Genomic DNA, 13,132 nt, shown 5'->3' with positions numbered 1-13,132 from the left:
AATCATTCAGGAGTGAGTCAAAGGTCAGATTAATAATTCGCGTCGAAATACTGCTGCAGGATGACGGCGGCAGCGCGGTCGTCGATGACTTCACCGCGCCTGGCCTGGATCACGGCCGAGGAATAGCGCTCGTCAACCAGTTCCACCGGCAGGTTGAAGCGGCCATGCACCTGGTTGGCAAAACGCCGGCAGCGCGCGCTCATCTCGTGTTCCGTGCCATCCGGGTGGCTGGGCAGGCCCACCACGATGCGGCTGGCGCCCCATTCCTTGATCAGGCTATCGATGGCGGCAAACTTCGGCTCGTTCGCCGTGGCCGTGATCACGCTGAGCGGCTTGGCCTGGCAAATCATGGTATTGCCGATGGCCACGCCAATGCGTTTCAGGCCGAAATCGAAGGCGAGGACGGTGTCGATGGCGTCGCCGCTCATGCGTGTCCGGCCTCGCTCGCCAGCATCAAGGGGTCGATGCCCAGCAGTTTGATGGCCGCCACATAGCGCTGTTCGATGGGAAAATCGAACAGGACGTCGGCCGAGGCGCCTACCGTCAGCCAGCCGTTGCGGCCAATCTCGTCTTCCAGCTGGCCCGGGCTCCAGCCCGAGTAGCCGATCGAGACCAGCATGCGCTCGGGGCCTTCGCCCTTGGCGACGGCTTCGAGCACGTCGATCGAGGTGGTAAACGCGATTTCGTCCGTCACCGTCAGCGACGAAGAGTAGCGCGCCCCCGGCGTATGCAGCACGAAGCCACGGTCATCCTGTACCGGGCCGCCAAACATGATCGGCTCGTGGATGATGGGCGCGTCGCTGCCGGCCGCCAGTTTCAGGTCGATGCGTTCGAACAGCACTTCCATGGTCATGTCGGTGGGCTTGTTGATGACGACGCCCAGCACGCCGTTTTCATTGTGTTCGCAAACGTATACAACCGTACCGCCGAAAATGGGATCTTGCATCGCAGGCATCGCAATCAGGAAATGATTGGCCAGATTCAGGGTGGAGGAACCGATTGCAGCCGGCTCTCCAACGCCCTGCATCAATCGATGCCCTGGTAGAGTCTGGTCGATTTTACTCTTCTTCATACGCGATGCTCTCTCTGTGGCTTACTGGCAAGTCTCGCTCACCTCTGCTGTCGTACGCCTGGCCAATCCCGCCGCGCGGAACTTGTGACCGCACGTTGCCGGAGTACCGGACGCTATTATTGTTGTAAATTCGATTATAAAATTACGCTTTGCGTGTTGCGCAACATCCAATGGCAGCGCATTTACCAGCGCCATCCTTGGCATTGCCATATCCATTGTAAGATTGATCGCAAAACTGTTGTCGCACGTAAAACACGGCAAATCTGCCCACTAGTTTACACTGAAATGCCACGGCAGCGACGCCAAAGGCACGACGCAAGAGGCCATAAAGCAGCGGCGGCGACGAAAAACCGACTATTGTTGACCCTGAATACACGAAATGATGACCATCAAGACTTCCCTGGTGTGGTTTCGACGCGATTTGCGCGCGTTTGACCATGCGGCATTACACCACGCCCTGCGCCAGAGCCAGGCCGTGCATTGTGTATTTATCTACGACACCGCCATCCTGGCAGGGCTGCCACGGCGCGACCGGCGCGTCGACTTCATCCATGCCAGCGTGGCCGAACTGGCGGCCGAACTGCGCCAGCTGGGCGGCGACCTGATCGTGCTGCACGCCGATGCAGCCGAGGCTATTGCGCGCCTGGCGGCCGCATTGCAGGTGGACGCCGTCTTCGCCAACCACGACTACGAACCCCAAGCCATCGCCCGCGACGCCAACGTGGCTGCCGCGCTGACCGACGACGCACGCCTGTGGTTCAGCTTCAAGGACCAGGTGATCTTTGAAAAAGACGAGGTGCTGGCCTTGTCGCACAAGCCGTATACCGTCTACACGCCGTACAAGAACGCCTGGCTGAAGAAAATGCGCGCCGAAACTGGCTGCCTGGCGCCGTTCGACATTGAACCGCATGCGGCCCGCCTGGCGCCGCCTCGAACCGATACGCCGCCCCTGCCCACCCTGGCCGAGCTCGGTTTCGAAGCCAGCAACCTGGCCGAGCTGGCCATCCCCACCGGCATGTCGGGCGCCAGCAGGCTATTCGAGGATTTTTTGCCGCGCGCGGCCAGGTATGACATGGCGCGCGACTACCCTGCCCTCAAAGGACCGTCGTATTTGTCGCTGCATCTGCGCTTTGGCACCGTTTCGCTGCGCTACCTGGTACGCACCATCGTCGACCTGATGGAGCGGGGCGGTGGCGGCGATGGCGCGCCCGTCTGGCTGGCGGAACTGATCTGGCGCGATTTCTACGCCATGATCCTGTACCAGAACCCGCACGTGGAAGGCGGCGCCTTCAAACCCGCGTATGACGCCATCGCCTGGGAAACGGGGCCAGAGGCCGACGCCGCATTTGCGGCCTGGTGCGAGGGACGCACCGGCTATCCGCTGGTCGACGCGGCAATGGCGCAGCTGAACCAGACCGGCTACATGCACAACCGCCTGCGCATGGTCACTGCCTGCTTCTTGATCAAGGATCTGGGCATCGACTGGCGCCGTGGCGAAGCCTATTTCGCACTGCACCTGAACGACTTCGACCTGGCGTCGAACAACGGCGGCTGGCAATGGGCATCGTCGTCGGGCTGCGACGCCCAGCCCTACTTCCGCATCTTCAACCCGATCACGCAATCAGAGAAATTCGATGCGGGCGGACGCTTCATCCGCCGCTACCTGCCCCAGCTCAAGGCGCTGGGCGACAAGGAAATCCATGCACCATGGCTGGTGCCGCGCATGCTGCTAGAGCAAAAAAATATCGTGCTGGGCCGCGATTATCCGCAGCCCATCGTGCAACATGACGAAGCGCGCAAGGAAACCCTGGCGCGCTATGCGGTGCTCAAGGCGGTGACGTAAGTGCGCTGCCTGCCAGCAAGCGGTCGACTTCCGCCAGCAACTCATCTTCCTGGAACGGCTTGCCGAAATACGCATTCACGCCCAGTTCGAAGGCATGCGTGCGGTGCTTGTCGGCGCTGCGCGAGGTGATCATGATGACCGGGATAGCGCGCGTCTTGTCGTCGCTGCGTATATTGCGCGTCAAGTCAAAGCCATCCATGCGCGGCATCTCCACATCGACCAGCAGCAAGGCCGGCATGGCCGGCGCCTCCAGCGCGTGCAGCTGTTCCAGCGCATCGACGCCGTCCTTTGCCAGCAACACCATGTAGCCTTCGCGCTCGAACAGGCGCTGCATCACGCGCCGCACGGTCAAGGAATCATCGACCACCATTACCCAGGCGCGCGGTGCGGCCAGCACGCTGGAGGCGGCACGCTGCTCTGCCGACGCCACCACGTACTGCGACAGCAGTTCCGGATGATGTTCCAGGTGCTGCACCAGCGCCACCGGGTTCAGGATCAGCACGATGTCGCCCGTGCCCAGCACCGTGGCGCCGGCGATCCCCGGCATGCGGGCCAGTTGCGGCCCAACATGCTTGACCACCACCTCGCGGTTGCCCAGCACATCGTCGACCTGCAGCGCCAGCCGGTCATTGCCATTCCTCAGCAGCAGCACAGGAGCATAGCGCTGCACGGTCTGCGCCACAGGCGTCTCGCCCAGCATGGCCGACAAGTGGTGCAGCGCCAGCGATTGGCCGTGCGACTCGATGCGCCCGGCCGCCTGCACCTGCTCCAGCTGCTCGCCCTTCAGGTGCAGTACCTGCTCCACCAGCACCGACGGCAAGGCATAGGTTTTTCCGTTCGCTGCCAGCAAAACCACTTGCGTGACGGCCAGGCTCAAAGGCAAATGGATGGTGAAGCGCATGCCCTGCCCTGCCTGCGTAACGGTCTCGATGCGGCCGCCCAGGGCCAGCACTTCGGAGCGCACGATATCCATGCCAAAACCCCGGCCCGCCAATTCTGTCAGGCTGTCGGCGGTGGAAAAACCCGGCGCAAAAATTAGCTCGGCCGCCTGCGCATCACTCAGTTGCGCGTCCGGCGCCACCAGGCCGGCGCCGAGCGCCTTGGTGCGGATGCGTTCCAGGTCCAGGCCCGCGCCGTCGTCGGAAAAAGCGATCGCCACTTCATTGCCCTGCTGGCTGACCTGCACCAGCAGCTCGCCCGTTTCGCTCTTGCCTGTCGCCAGGCGTGCATCGCGCGGCTCGATGCCATGCACGATGGCATTGCGCAGCAGGTGCTCGAACGGCGCCGCCATGCGTTCGAGTACGCTGCGGTCGATTTCGACGCTGCCGCCGCGAATGTCCAGATTGACGCGCTTGTCGACTTCCTTGGCGCTTTGCCGCGCCACGCGGAACAGCCGTTCGGCGATGCTGGCAAAGGGCACCATGCGAATCTGCATCAGGTCGCGCTGCAGCTCACGCGTCAGCCGCGCCTGCAGCACCAGGTCGTCCGTCACCGCATCGACGCTGTGACTGAGGTTTTCATGGAAGGACGCCACATCGTTGACGCTTTCGGCCATCATGCGCGTGAGCTCCTGCAAGCGCGTAAAGCGGTCGAATTCGAGCGGATCGAAATCGCGCTCGCTGCCCACGGCCATGCGCGAGGCGATCTGCGATTCGGCCTGCATCTCCACTTCGCGCAACTGACGCCGCAAGCGCAGCAGGTTATCGGAAAATTCCGCCAGCGAGGCGCCCAGCACACCCACCTCGTTTTCCATTTTCGAGCGCGTGATCGACACTTCGCCAGCCTGGTTCACCAGGCGGTCGAGAATATCGGCGCGCACCCGCACCAGCGCCGCCTTTGGCTCGGTGGCGGGCGTGTCTTCCATCCCAGGCAAAGGCAGCAAAGGCTGCTGCAACTGCTCGAACAGGTGCAGCGCATGATCATAATGTGCCAGCAAATCCTCGAACGCCTGCGCCGTGGCTGTACCGGCGTGCAGCATGTTTTCAATATGCGTCTCGATTTCATGCGCATGCTGGCCCAGGCGCATGGCGCCGGCCATGCGCGCGCTGCCCTTCACCGTGTGCAGGGTACGCAGCAGCATTTGCGCCTGGCCGCTATCGTGCGGCTGCTGCTGCCAGCTGCGCAGCGCCTCGCCGATCTGCGGCAACAAGTCGGCGCCTTCTTCCAGGAAAACGGACAGCAAATCGAGGTCGAGCTCGTCGCTGATGCCGGCGCTGGCCGCCAGCAGCGCGGCCGCATCGGCCGGCATGATGGCTGGCGCCAGCGTTTCGGGCGCCGCGTGATCCAATAGCGGCGCGTGCTCAAAGGCGGCGTCAAACAGGTCATCGCTGGTGCCGATTTCCAGCGCCAGCGCAGTGGGAACGACGGGAACAGCCGGCTGCAGCGCATCGGCGACGATGCTGGCATAGGTCGCCGCGAACAGGGTATCGAGCTGCGGCGCCGGAACCTCGGCGAGCGGCGCGGCAGGCTGCACCGGCGCACCGACGATGCTGGCATAGGTGGCGGCAAACAGGGTATCGAGCTGATCTTCCTTGCTCTCGCCAGGCGGCGCCGTCAATGCGCGCCACAGCGCGTTGAGCGCTTCGATCATGTCCGGCTGCGGCGGCGCCAGGTCGCCCAGCGCAAACGCCTGCAGCATCTGCGCGATGCGCTGCGTGGCGCGCTCCAGCACGTCGTGCTGCGCATCGCGCAGACCGGCCAGTGGCGGCACCACCGTTTCTATGCTCGTCTCCAGCGCATGCGCCAGGTCGCGCAGGGACTGGAATCCCACCGTGCCTGAAGTACCCGCCAGCGTATGCACGGCTTGCAACGCATCAAAGCTGACGGCGCGCTGTTCATGGCGCCACTCGCCAAAATCGCGCATCAGCACGCGCAGCAATTCGTCCGTCTCGGCCAGGTAGATGTTGTACAGGGGCAGGCTGATGCGCAGCTCGCCCACGTGCTTCAGGTGATCGTCGGGCGCCTCGCGCACGGCCGGCGCGGTGGCGGACGGAAAACCGATCACGTTGCCCGTACTGGAAACGGGCGCAGCCGGGCGCGGCTTGCGCAGCTCGAATGGGCCACCTTCGCGCACGCGCTCGGCCGCCGCCAGCAGCATGCCGGCCTCGCGTTCGCGCCCTGCGCCGCCTTCCAGTTCGGCCACCCATTCACTGAGCTGGTACCAGCCGTAATTGAGCAGGGTGAACAGATCGTCGCTGGCGGGACGCACCTCAGCGAGCCAGGTATTCATGACACGTTCGATGGAACCTGCCGCCTCGGCAAACTGCGCCAGGCCGATCATGCGGCTGCTGCCTTTCAAGGTGTGGAACGAGCGGCGCAGCATGGCCAGGTGTTCGCTACTGGTGGCCTGCTCGCGCGGCAAGGCCAGGGTGGTGTCGACAAAGACCAGCACTTCGCGCGCTTCGGCGATGAAGATGTCGAGCATATCCGCATCGACATCGGCCGCCGCTGGTGCGGCATCCACGGCGGACGGCGCGGCAGGCGCAAGGGCCTGGTCAAGCAGGGGCACCGGCACCGTACCGGCGGCGGCGACTTTTTCAAATGGCAGTGCGCGGAAAGTGCCAGCGGCGGCGTCAAAATGGAAACGTCCCTTGGCCGCTTGCGCATTGCGGCCAAGCATATCGACAAAGAAGCCCAGCGCGCTGACGTTTTGCGCGATCTCGTCGAGCGCTTCGGCCTGTTCGGCCTGTGCCACGCTGGAGGGCAGCTGCCGCACGGCCGCGTCGACCTGCAACACGGCGACGCTGGCATCTTCCTGCCCCAGCCCCGCCAACTGCTCCTGCAATTGCTGCAGCAAGGGCGCCACGCCGTCAACGGGCACTTGCCGTGCGCCATCCGCGTAGTACCCGTTGAGGAGTTTTTCCACTTGGCGCAAGCCAGTCTTCATATTCTCGGCCAGCGCGGCGACGGTCTGCCCCTGTTCGATCTGGCGCGACAGTTCACCAGCCATCGCGGCAGGAGGTGCTTCGCCAGCCAGCAGCGCCTGCAGGCGTGCGGCGATGGTTTCCGCGTTGCCCGCGAAATCGTCCGGCAGGCGGCGCACCTGCTCCAGGCCCGTCTCGGCAAACAGCAGCGCCGTGCCGATTTCCTGTTCCAGGGCCGCACTGCGCCCGCTCGCCACGGCTTGCTGCGCCACGGCCGCGCACTGGCGCAGCAGGCTGGCCAGGGCAGGCAGCTTTAACCTGCCCGCTTGCGCCGCCACCTCCTGTAGCGACTGGCCAAAATCCTCGCCCAGCGCGGGATCGAGATCGGCCTGCACCAGACGGCTCCAGCTGGCGCGCGCCTGCGCCAGGGCCGCACGCGCACCTTGCAAGGCATCCTGGTCGACCTGGCCGTAGCGCCGCGTTTCCACGTCGGCAGGCACCATGCCTTCCAGCGCGAAAGCCGCACGCAACTGGCGTGCCGCCGGTGTCGGCTCGTTTGCTGCGGCGATGAAGAACAGGGCGTCGCGCAGCATCGCCTCGGGCAAGCTGGCCGTACCCTGCGCCTGGCGGCGCAATTGCAGGTTGATCAAGCCAAACAGCTGCTTGACGTTCAAGCCATGCGTTACCTGCCCACTGGCCGCCAGCCCGGAAAATGCCTGCATGGCAAACCAGAAGGTGCGCGCCGGCGCTTCCAGTTGCGCGTCGGCCACCAGGATCAAGGTGTCGTGCAGGGCGCTGGCATGCTGGCGCCGCGCCTCGTCATCCTGCGTCTGCAAAAACGGCAGCAGGGATTTTTCAAAACACCCACGCCAGGCCGGATAATCGGCGGCCGGAGGAGCATCGGCCAGCGCGATGGCATGCCCTTCCAGCACGGACGATGATGGAAAAAACAGGTCAGCCGGGTGGATGCGTTCAATGCCCAGCATGGTTTGCAGGGCGCGATAGTAGGGAAACAAGCGGGTCGGCTGCGGCGGCGTGCCGGCCACCAGATCTTCCAGGTATTCGGTCAAGGCTTGATACAGCTCGGCGACGATCTGCGCGTTATCCACCGTGTATTCCAGGCTGCCGTCGCGAAAACGCGCCAGCGCCTGTTCCGCACCGGCCGTCAGCAGGCTGGCGCCGGCTACGTCGACCATGACCAGCGCGCCATGCGCCTGATGCAAGTGCGAGCGTGCATGCTGCAGGGCCGTGGCACGTTCCTCGCGCTCGCGGCCACCCGCTTCGAACAGGGCCGTTTTCGAGCGGCCCAGCGCTTCGCCGATTTCCACCATCACCCACGACAGGGGTTCGCTGTCGAACGGCTTGGACTGCTGCAAACTATCAGGTGTGCTCATGCATGCCTCGGTAAAGAAATCGTAGCGCAAAAATCGGTACGCACAACGCGCCGCGCCATGAACTGGCGCGGCGTTCAGGCGGCGACGCGGAAGCGCGACACCGAGTTTTTCAGTTCCTGCGCCAGCATCGACAGCTTATGGATCGATTGCGCTGTTTGCTGCGTGCCATCCTGGGTTTGCTCCGTCACGCTCAGGATATGCTGGATATTCAAGGCCACGCCGCTGGCCGAGCCGGCCTGCGTGCCAGTGGCGAATGAGATGCCCTGGATCAGCTCGGCCAGGTGTTTCGACACTTCGCTGATATCGTTCAAGGCGGCACCTGCCGCATCGGACAGGCGCGCGCCCTCGACCACGCCCTGCGTGGATTTCTCCATCGCCCGGGTGGCATCCTGGGTGTCGGCCTGGATGGTGCGCACCAGCGCGCCGATCTGCTTGGCGGCGGCGGCCGAGCGTTCGGCCAGGCGCTGCACTTCCTCGGCCACCACTGAAAAGCCCCGCCCCGCCTCGCCGGCTGATGCAGCCTGGATGGCGGCGTTCAGCGCCAGCACATTCGTCTGTTCCGTGATGTCGGAAATGAGTTCGGTGATTTCGCCAATCTCCTGCGACGATTCGCCCAGGCGTTTGATGCGCTTGGAAGTATCCTGGATTTGCTCGCGAATTTCATGCATGCCCTTGATGGCGTTTTCCACTGCCGTCGAACCTTGCAGCGCCGCTGCCACCGACTGGCGCGCCACGTCGGCCGAGACGCTGGCCGATTTCGACACGTCGGTAATCGCATTGGCCATCTTCACCACGGTGGCGCTGGCGTCCAGGATTTCGCGCGACTGCTGCTGCGAAGCGATCAAGAGCTTGCTGGAGATGCTTTGCGCCTGCGTCGAGGCACGGTTCACCTGTTCTGCCGTGGCAGTCACCCGTCCCACCAGACCGCGCAATTCCTCCACCGTGTAGTTGACGGAATCGGCGATGGCGCCCGTGATGTCTTCCGACACGGTCGCCTGCACCGTCAGGTCGCCGTCGGCCACCTTCTGCAATTCGTTCATCAGGCGCAGGATGGCCGCCTGGTTCTGGTCATTCTTGGCCTTCGCCTGCTCTTCCTTTTCCTGCGACAGCAGGCGCAGGATTTCCGCCTCATGGCGCCGGCGCTCGGCGTCGCGCGTGCGGTTGACGGAGTCCTGCAGCAGCACGCGGCCGATGCCGGCCGCCGCGATCAAGGTCAGCAGCACGCCGGCCACCATCAGCCAGAAAGCAATGCCCAGCGCTTCCTGGTTCGCGTGGTACATCTGCTGCAGAAGGGTCAGGCGCTGGCGCAGGTCTTCGTTCTCGTTGAAAATCAGCTGCTCGGCACTTTTCGCCGAACTGAATTTATCCAGGCGGTCGAGGATGGACGACACCAGCTTCTGGTAATTGTCGAAGCTGGCCTTGAGCGCCATCAGGCGGTCGCGCAATTCAACATCACGCGTGGGCGCCAGTTGCAGCGAGACACTGCCATTGAGCAGGCCTTCGACGGCGGTGCGGAAATACGTCGTGTCGCGCCCCAGCGAAAACGCCGTTTCCGAACTGATGCTGCCGGAGGAGAGGAATTCGCTGGCACTACGGCTCATGCGCTGGCTCAGCATCATCAGCCGGCCGATGACGGCCAGGTCGCGCGCATTGCCGCCGCGCTGCACCTTCAATGCGGCGATTTCCTCGGTCTGCGCCAGCAGCGCGGGCGACAGCGCGTTCAATTGCTGCAAGGTCTTGTCGAATTCGCCCAGCTCCGTCTTCAGGCGCAAGATGGTGCTGGCCGCACGGTCGCTGCTGGCCCATTTCTTGCGCGCGTCGGCCACCGCCGCCAGCAAGCTTGAGCGCGATTCGCCGATGTCGCGCCCGTGATAGGTGCCGCCACGCTGCATCAGGCGGAAATCCTGGTTCAGTTCATTGCGGCTTTCCTCGAGCTGGCGAAACGCTTCCGGATTGCCTTGCACGGCGTTCGGCGCAGCCTTGCCAATGCGCTGCGAATGCATCAGCGCATCGCTGGCCAGCTGCGTCTGTGCCGAGGCGATATTGCCGCTGCGCGTATTCAAGCCAACGAACAGCAGGCTGGCGGCCAGGCTCATGGCCATCAGCGTCGACAGGATGCTCAATTGTTTTTGCAACGGAAAATGGCCGATCAGCGGCAGCTTCAAATCGCTGGCCGGCGTGCTGGCCAGCGATTTGCGCCGCCCCAGTGCGTCGCGCAGGCGCAGTGGCAGGTCGGCCGGCAGCGCCAGCTCTCCCGCAGCGTGGTCCGTCTCGGCCATGCCGGACGCCAGGATAGGCGAATTGGCGCCCATCAGTGATCATCCTTGCGTGTGGCGGCACCGGCAAAGCCGGCATCGAGGAAACGCGCTGATTGGGCCAGCTGCGCCAGGTCAAGGCGCAGCCACTGCTGCCCTTCGCTATCGCGCAGCGTCTGCGCCGCCCAGGGCGGTGCATTCTGCGATGGCATGGCCTGCATGCCGCGCTGCTGGCGCAAGCCCAGCACGCGCTCGACCAGCAGCGCGCAATTCATGCCCAGACGGGGAGAAAACGTGATGATGCGGCTATCGCTGCCGGCCGCGCAGGCAGCTTCGCCCATGTAGCGGGCCAGGTCGATGATGGCCGTCAGGCGTCCGCGCATGGCGGCCAGGCCCAGGTACCAGTCCTGCGCCAGCGGCACGCCCTGGATCTGCACGCCGGTGGGAATGACGATTTCACCGAGTTGCGTCAAATCGAGCAGGCAGCAGCGTCCAGCCAGCGTCACACCCAGCTCCTTGCGTGCCGCCAGCGCGCCACTGCGCGCGGCCTGCACGCGCTCGATCAATTGCAACTGGTACTGGCGCAAGCGTCCTTGCCGCGCGCCAGCCTCGAACGGCGGCATGGCCAGCAAAGCCGGAGCAGGCACGCCATTGCCGGGCATCGTGCGCATGCGTCAGGCCAGCGCCGCGATCTTCACCAGCAGGTCGGCTTCGACCACCGGCTTGACCAGGTAATCGCGCGCGCCCTGGCGCAAGCCCCAGATGCGGTCCGTTTCCTGGCTCTTGCTGGAGCAAATAATCACCGGCACGTCCTGCAGTTCAGGATCGCGGGCGATCGCGCGCGTAATCTGGAAACCATTCGCACCGGGCATCACCACATCCATCAGGATCAGGTCGGGCCTGGCCTGCTTCAGTTGCGCCAACGCGTCGGCGCCGTCTTGCGCCGTGACGACGGCGTAACCGGCACGCACCAGCATCTCGCTCAGGTAATAGCGCTCTGTCGGCGAATCATCGACGATCAGAATTGTGTGTATGGCCATCTCTTTTTTACTTCCTTGCTGCGGTGAATAAAGCATACTAAAAATGGCGGGCCAGGTGCTGACGCACGGCCGCCAGCAGCGCCTCGGGCGCCAGCGGCTTGGCCAGGCAGGCGCTGGCGCCGGCCATGGCACCGCGCGCGCGGTCAAACAAACCTTCTTTCGACGACAGCATCAGCACCGGCGTGGCATGAAATGCCGCACTGGCCTTGATCAGCGCGCACGTACGGTAGCCATCGAGGCGCGGCATCACAATGTCGCACACGATCAGCGCCGGACGGCAGTCGCCTATCTTGGCCAGCGCTTCAAAACCATTTTCCGCCACCACCACGCGATAACCGGCCGCGCCCAGGATCTTCGCGGCAGCGCTGCGTATCGTGGCGCTGTCATCGATGACCAGGATCGTGGCGCCGGCACACACGCTATCGGACGATGCCTCGGGCAGTAAGGGACTCGTCATTTAATTATTCGGCAATCTTTCATACCATAACATAGGCTGCCACGACACCAGTGCGCGACAACGGCAGACCAATTGATCAGGATTGACTAAATGGACACCATTTCGAAATCATCCTTGCGCGCGCCGCATTCAGGGCAGGTCCAGTTCATCGGCACATCGGTCCAACGCGTGCCAGGAGCGATGTCTTCGTCGGGCAAGCCGGCCGCTTCATCATAAACCCAGCCGCAAATAAGACACATCCACGTTTGGAATTGCTGCGTTGTTTCGTTGCTACTCACGTTCTGTCACCCTTCAATCAAGTAAAATGCTGAATTAGGTATCTTAATCTACCCGCCGTGCAAAACCAAACTTCTCCCCTCATATTAAGCTTCGGCGTGTCCGATCCTGTCGGCGCGATCGGCATCCAGGCCGATCTGGCCACGTTTTCAGCCTTCGGCTGCCACGGCCTGTCGGTCACCACGGGCCTCTTGATCAGCGATACGGCGCGCGTGGAAGACGTGCAGGCGGTCGACCCGGACTGGGTTTCCGACCAGGCGCGCGTGCTGCTCGAAGACATGTCGGTGGCCGCCATCAAGATCGGCGCGCTGGGCAGCGTGGAAAACGTCACGGCGATTGCCGAAATCGTCTCCGACTATCCGAATGTGCCGCTGATCCTCGACCCCTTCATTTCGGCGCTGCCGGAGCAAGGCATGGACGATGAAGACATCCTCACCGCCGTGCGCCAGTTGCTGATCCCGCAAACGACGCTGCTGGTGCTCTCGCCGGACGAACTGGAACGCCTGGCCGAAACCTGGCGCGACGCCGACCCGGACGACACCTTGCAAAACGATGTCGACTACCTGGTGGCGCTTGGCTGCGAGTACGTGCTCGTCACCGGCATGCCGGCCGACGCCAGCAAGTCCGGCACGGCCGAAGGCAAGCTGCGCGCCAATACCCTGTTCGGCGAAGACGGCGTGGTGCGCCACGACGAGTGGCGCCACCTGCCCGGCATCTTCAACGGCGCCGGCAGTACCCTGTCGGCCGCCGCCACCGCCCTGCTAGCCCTGGCGGAAAATGAAGACGATGTGCCGCAGGTGGTCGTGGCGGCGCAGGAATTCACGGCTGGCGCGCTGGCGCATGCGCAGCGTTACGGCATGGGCAAGCTGGTGCCGAACCGGCTGTACCGGCGCCTGACGGGCGCGCAATAATCACCCCATAGATCACGACAT

At 63.8% G+C, this 13,132-nt stretch carries 10 protein-coding genes; 2 read left to right on the top strand and 8 right to left on the bottom strand.

All coding sequences use genetic code 11. The features are described 5' to 3' along the window. Positions 1–29: 29 nt before the first annotated feature. On the bottom strand, positions 30–428 hold the full coding sequence (gene ruvX / locus ACQ4W6_RS07115) for a Holliday junction resolvase RuvX (RefSeq protein WP_436566473.1): 399 nt from the start codon (positions 426–428) through the stop codon (positions 30–32). Next, positions 425–1,027: a YqgE/AlgH family protein gene (locus ACQ4W6_RS07110; protein WP_436566591.1), complete on the bottom strand. Its 603-nt coding sequence runs from the start codon at positions 1,025–1,027 to the stop codon at positions 425–427. The genes ruvX and ACQ4W6_RS07110 overlap by 4 nt, the downstream gene beginning before the upstream one ends. Before the next feature lie 427 nt (positions 1,028–1,454). Between ACQ4W6_RS07110 and ACQ4W6_RS07105 the strand changes: the two genes are divergently transcribed. After that, positions 1,455–2,915, top strand: a complete 1,461-nt coding sequence (locus tag ACQ4W6_RS07105) for a cryptochrome/photolyase family protein (RefSeq protein ID WP_436566590.1) — start codon at positions 1,455–1,457, stop codon at positions 2,913–2,915. On the opposite strand, the gene ACQ4W6_RS07100 is transcribed toward ACQ4W6_RS07105, so the two are convergent. From ACQ4W6_RS07100 to ACQ4W6_RS07075, 6 genes are all read right to left on the bottom strand, one after another. Further along, on the bottom strand, positions 2,899–8,172 hold the full coding sequence (locus ACQ4W6_RS07100; protein WP_436566472.1) for an Hpt domain-containing protein: 5,274 nt from the start codon (positions 8,170–8,172) through the stop codon (positions 2,899–2,901). The two genes, ACQ4W6_RS07105 and ACQ4W6_RS07100, sit on opposite strands and share 17 nt — an antisense overlap. A 74-nt stretch (positions 8,173–8,246) precedes the next feature. Further along, positions 8,247–10,484: a methyl-accepting chemotaxis protein gene (locus ACQ4W6_RS07095; RefSeq protein WP_436566471.1), complete on the bottom strand. Its 2,238-nt coding sequence runs from the start codon at positions 10,482–10,484 to the stop codon at positions 8,247–8,249. After that, the gene (locus ACQ4W6_RS07090) at positions 10,484–11,098 is read right to left on the bottom strand and encodes a chemotaxis protein CheW (protein ID WP_436566470.1); all 615 of its coding nucleotides are present in this window, start codon (positions 11,096–11,098) and stop codon (positions 10,484–10,486) included. The genes ACQ4W6_RS07095 and ACQ4W6_RS07090 overlap by 1 nt, the downstream gene beginning before the upstream one ends. Before the next feature lie 3 nt (positions 11,099–11,101). Continuing rightward, positions 11,102–11,467 carry a response regulator gene (locus ACQ4W6_RS07085; RefSeq protein ID WP_436566469.1) on the bottom strand — a complete coding sequence of 122 codons (366 nt, stop codon included), beginning with the start codon at positions 11,465–11,467 and terminating at the stop codon, positions 11,102–11,104. A 37-nt stretch (positions 11,468–11,504) separates the two neighbouring features. Then, a complete protein-coding gene (locus tag ACQ4W6_RS07080; protein WP_436566468.1) occupies positions 11,505–11,924 on the bottom strand; it encodes a response regulator in 420 nt (139 codons plus the stop codon). An 86-nt stretch (positions 11,925–12,010) separates the two neighbouring features. Beyond that, entirely contained in the window at positions 12,011–12,163 is a 153-nt protein-coding gene (locus tag ACQ4W6_RS07075; protein WP_436566589.1) for a rubredoxin, read from the bottom strand. A gap of 96 nt (positions 12,164–12,259) precedes the next feature. On the opposite strand from ACQ4W6_RS07075, the gene thiD reads away from it, so the two are divergent. Next, positions 12,260–13,111 carry a bifunctional hydroxymethylpyrimidine kinase/phosphomethylpyrimidine kinase gene (thiD, locus tag ACQ4W6_RS07070; RefSeq protein WP_436566467.1) on the top strand — a complete coding sequence of 284 codons (852 nt, stop codon included), beginning with the start codon at positions 12,260–12,262 and terminating at the stop codon, positions 13,109–13,111. Positions 13,112–13,132 lie beyond the last annotated feature (21 nt).

It is taken from the genome of Janthinobacterium woesei, assembly GCF_051380875.1.
Classification (GTDB): domain Bacteria; phylum Pseudomonadota; class Gammaproteobacteria; order Burkholderiales; family Burkholderiaceae_D; genus Janthinobacterium.
Note: the sequence above shows the minus strand (reverse complement) of the source record. Positions and strands in the feature narration are given on the sequence as shown.

Bases quoted from the DNA above. Each gene is read 5' to 3' on its own strand.
- ACQ4W6_RS07085 (WP_436566469.1), bottom strand. From the start codon at position 11,467: ATGGCCATACACACAATTCTGATCGTCGATGATTCGCCGACAGAGCGC.
- ACQ4W6_RS07100 (WP_436566472.1), bottom strand. From the start codon at position 8,172: ATGAGCACACCTGATAGTTTGCAGCAGTCCAAGCCGTTCGACAGCGAA.
- ACQ4W6_RS07110 (WP_436566591.1), bottom strand. From the start codon at position 1,027: ATGCAGGGCGTTGGAGAGCCGGCTGCAATCGGTTCCTCCACCCTGAAT.
- ruvX (WP_436566473.1), bottom strand. From the start codon at position 428: ATGAGCGGCGACGCCATCGACACCGTCCTCGCCTTCGATTTCGGCCTG.
- ACQ4W6_RS07075 (WP_436566589.1), bottom strand. From the start codon at position 12,163: ATGTGTCTTATTTGCGGCTGGGTTTATGATGAAGCGGCCGGCTTGCCC.
- ACQ4W6_RS07080 (WP_436566468.1), bottom strand. From the start codon at position 11,924: ATGACGAGTCCCTTACTGCCCGAGGCATCGTCCGATAGCGTGTGTGCC.
- ACQ4W6_RS07095 (WP_436566471.1), bottom strand. From the start codon at position 10,484: ATGGGCGCCAATTCGCCTATCCTGGCGTCCGGCATGGCCGAGACGGAC.
- ACQ4W6_RS07090 (WP_436566470.1), bottom strand. From the start codon at position 11,098: ATGCGCACGATGCCCGGCAATGGCGTGCCTGCTCCGGCTTTGCTGGCC.
- ACQ4W6_RS07105 (WP_436566590.1), top strand. From the start codon at position 1,455: ATGACCATCAAGACTTCCCTGGTGTGGTTTCGACGCGATTTGCGCGCG.